Annotated in this window: 1 protein-coding gene; it reads left to right on the top strand. The window is 42.5% G+C overall.

Features of this window, described 5'->3' with window-relative positions; genetic code table 11:
• Nucleotides 1-543 precede the first annotated feature (543 nt).
• On the top strand, nt 544-4,214 hold a 3,671-nt coding region (locus tag HMPREF3190_RS04635; RefSeq protein WP_156425721.1), incomplete at its 3' end, for an InlB B-repeat-containing protein.

Here is a 4,214-nt window from a genome sequence, read left to right as displayed (position 1 = left end):
TACTCATGCTGTGCGCTGCAAACGAGGATGCTGATATGGGCGAGGATATTTATTTCCTGCTCAACAGCTACGATGCCAACAGTGGGCGAACATGGACATTACACGCGTAGTGCGGTAAGTATGATTCTACGAAATGAGAGTTTGAAGGTGGCTACACAACCGCCTTCAAACTTTTTATAAATGCATATTATATAAATATCATTATTGAACTTATATTTTTCTAGTGTTGCTGTACAGTGCCGTTACATCCCATGTAGCGCTGCTTCAGCCTTTTCGGTGCCGTTACATCTCGTGTAGCGCTGCTCCAGTTTTTTAGCGTAGTGGCATCCTGTACAGCGCCGTTACTTCCTTTCAGTGCCTTTTAGCAGCACATTTAGCTTATACATAACCTATGGTATTTTTTTCTGTTAAGCTCAGTTATATTGTATTCAATGTAAATTTAATGCTCTTTAGTAATACAGCGTTAACTTTTTAATTATTCGTTTTACTATTACCTTATTAGTTTATCTAATATCTTTTGTAATTCTTATTGAAAGGAATGATATGAAAAAACGTATCGCACCAGCATTGCTGGCATGCGTTATGGCTACAAGCATGACGATGCCTGTAATCCCATCAGCGCATGCAACGCCATCTGCGAGTGCAGAAACATCTGGCTCCACAGCAGATAGTGGACAACAGAATGTTTCTCCTCATTTTATTACGCTTGGCTCATTACCTGATGGCAACGAGTTTTCTATTTATCAGGGTGGCAGCTATGATGAAACTGCGCATAAGCGCAAAGCTAACAAGGGCGAGCAAGTTACGTTGCAGCTTAAGTGCGATGTTAGCAATGGATATGCATACGATACCACCAAAAACCCTGCACCTGTTGTTACTACGACAAGTGGAAAAGCAGTTACTCTTACTTCAAAGAAAGTATTTTCCTACATGGTAGGTAAATTCGCTCAATGGACGTTTACCATGCCTGATGAAGACATCACAGTAGCTAATTCAGATAATTTATTGCTGAAATACGAATCGCATACTGTTTCAGTGGATGAATCTTCTCGCGCGCTTGTAAGTGCATCTGTTCAACAGTCGTTTCCTGGCGCTAAGTTCGATCTAACGTTAAAAAAACCTGCGCATGGTCATATTAAAAACGTTATCGTTGCGGCTGGCGATAAACACTACTATTACGCGCCACCTGAGGTTGGCTCATCATTAACGATAGCTATGCCAGATAGCAATATAACGGTATCAGCTACTGAAAGCGATTCGTGGTTTGATGAAGGTAATTACGATCAATCGCTTTACGAAAGCCCAGCTGGTGACTGGAATATTACCACACCAGCTCAGTTCGCTGCTTTTATGCTACGTATGCAGAAAAACAAGAATGAATTCAATGGCAAAATTATTACTATTGCTAAAGACCTTGACATGAGTGCACATGAATGGCAAGGCGTTAAGCCTAAAGCGTCTGGTCGCTCGATTGTAACCATTAAAGGCGAGAACACAACTATTAAAGGTGTACGTGTTACTGAAAGTACACATCTCGATGAGAATGATGTATATTCGGTATTCGGTTACTTTAATATGATTCTTGATGGCGTTAACATCGAAGCAAATATTGACGCTCAAGTGCTTAATAATCAGAAAGATGGCGGCTTGAAAGTAGCAACGTTTGCCGGATTCCCTACAGTTTATAATAGCAATATACAGGTAAATATGAATGTTCATGGAGATAGTTTACCTGGTTACGAGCCTAACACTTTCATCACGTCCCTTGCATTTCAACCGCTTGCGCCTCAAGAAGTGGATGCATATAAAGGCCACCACGAAGCGTTAAAGAACACGACGCTACGGGGGGGGGTACAGGTATCTAATTGCTCCTTAAAGGATGTTGCTATTAGTTCATTTAACAGCGCCTCTGGTTCAAATGCTGAAGAGAACACTATTAAAAACAATGCATTTTGCACCTCATATAACGTAGGCGATAACGTTTCATTCCAATCATTAAAGCTTGCCTACATTGCACAAACCGCCCCTGCTCAAATGGAGAACAACTATTACGGCGGTACTGTGACACTTCCAACGAATAAACATAATATTTCGCAGGGAATATTTTCTAACTTAGCGTGGAATAAAGCTTTACCACGTGACACCTATCTTGCTCAAGATTACCCTCTATCACCAAGCGATTCTGTCAATTTTGGTGATAAAGTTTCAAAGGTATTAGACAAACAGCAATTACAAAAGAAGCTTTCATCATGGGCTAAGGCACAAGACGCAGCTGCTGCATTCAAAGACTGGAGCATTTCTGATGATGCTGCGTTTCCTGTATTTGAGCAATCAAAGCAGGTAGGTGTGCAGCACACTATTGAATCCCAAGCAGCTGACCACGGCACGGTAACACTTCCTAATAAAGCTGCCGCGAATGATGTCGTAAATGTGCTGATTACCCCAGAAGCTCGCTTTGAGCTTGCAACAATGAAGATTTACAAAAAATCTGACGCTTCAAAAACGCCTCTTCAATATACAAAAGTACGTGACAACGCCTATACTTTTGTTATGCCCGATGACGATGTTGTTGTTGAGCCACAATTTAAAACGCTTGGGTCATCAATTACTGCAAATGTTGATGGTGAAGGTACCGTAACATGCAGTACTGGTAATTTCCCTACTATTACTTCCGCCCCTAAAGGCGAAACCGTAAACGTTGCACTTGCTCCTAAGGACGGGCATGCGCTGCAAGAGTTCACCGTTCTTGATAGCCATAATCAGCCTGTTCCGACAGAGCATACCGATACCCTTCATGCAAGTTTTATTATGCCTGATAATGGGGTCACTATTAGCGCAAAGTTTATTGACTCATCAAGTTGGTATAAGGCCGATAAATCGCTGAAGCCAGGTCAGTACGTTATCGATACGTTGTTTGGTAGCTCGTACATGACTAAAATTGTTGCTCAGGGCGGTAGGCTTGGCATGCAAGGTGCAATGGGATATTCACCTGCATATTCTAAGATTCATTTCTCTATTACCGATAATGGCGATATGTTCATTGACAGCTGGAAACTTCCTGATATTAAAAACCCACTTGGTATGGTAGTGGGGCTGTCAGATATTAAAGTTGCCACATCACAATGGGGCAATACTAATAACGATCACCGTGTGCACGACTTAGAAGACGGACCAAAGTTTAATAGTGATAATTACAAATCAATAGATATTGCCAACGTGAAAAGCTGGTATACCGCACCTATTGATACGGGTATTCGTACAGCATATACCGGTGAGGCACATAAGGTTGAAGCTATTGATATTGAAGCACCGAACAAACATCTGGGTGCATTTTATAGCTCGAAAGCTACAACACCTCAAAAAATTGCAGGCATGGAAGCAGTGGATGGGCAAATTTTCCCTGCAGAAGTGCTCTTGCCGTTACCAAAAGGTGTTGCGTTTAGAAATACCGGTAACTTAAAAGACGAAATCATTCATATGGCATCATTTATTTGCCAGATGAAAATGTACGCACAGGTTATGATGCATGCAGATTTCAAATCAATACAAAAAGTTGCCGATAGCCCGTCAGATGCAGCGCGTATAGCAAATTATACGTATCCATCAACTCCACAAGGCGGTAGCTCTTCTCAGGAGCCAGGTAGTGAAATTAATGATCAAGTAGGTAACGATACGCTCCCCAATGGTACGTATACCGTGCCAGTGCAGATGCTTCGATTGAACGACAATGGTGCGGCTTCGATGGGTGCAGGAGTGCTTACCGGTAAGGCAAAACTTATCGTAACGGGGAATACGCTGCGTTGCGAAATTCCAACAAAACCAATGGTAATGGGTAATATTCGGGGACATTTGATGAAGTTGTATACGTACCCTGATGCCGCGACAAGTTCAACGCTGGCACAACATCAGCCTATACGCGCACAAGAAGTGTCAACTGCGTCGGATGTTGATTCAGCTGGTGCACCTGTAACGTATCCAAATCTCTTTGCGTTTGAGCATAGCAACCAACCACTTAATGAGCTATTTATTCGTGTTAATGTTGACGCTATGGGTGGCGATGCAGGTGAACAGGATGCAGTATTGAAATTTGATTGGTCGGCAATAAAGCTTGATCGACAGGCAGGCGGCTCTGAGGGTGGCACACCTGAAGAACCCTCTGTTCCAAGCTTTGATCAGGCAACAAAGCGTATTGCTGGAGAAACTGCAGAAGACAC

The sequence above is a fragment of the Umbribacter vaginalis genome, from assembly GCA_001552935.1.
Classification (GTDB): Bacteria; Actinomycetota; Coriobacteriia; order Coriobacteriales; family Eggerthellaceae; genus Berryella; species Berryella vaginalis.
The sequence above is the reverse complement of the archived record's forward strand: the minus strand, read 5'-3'. Positions and strand labels throughout refer to the sequence as shown.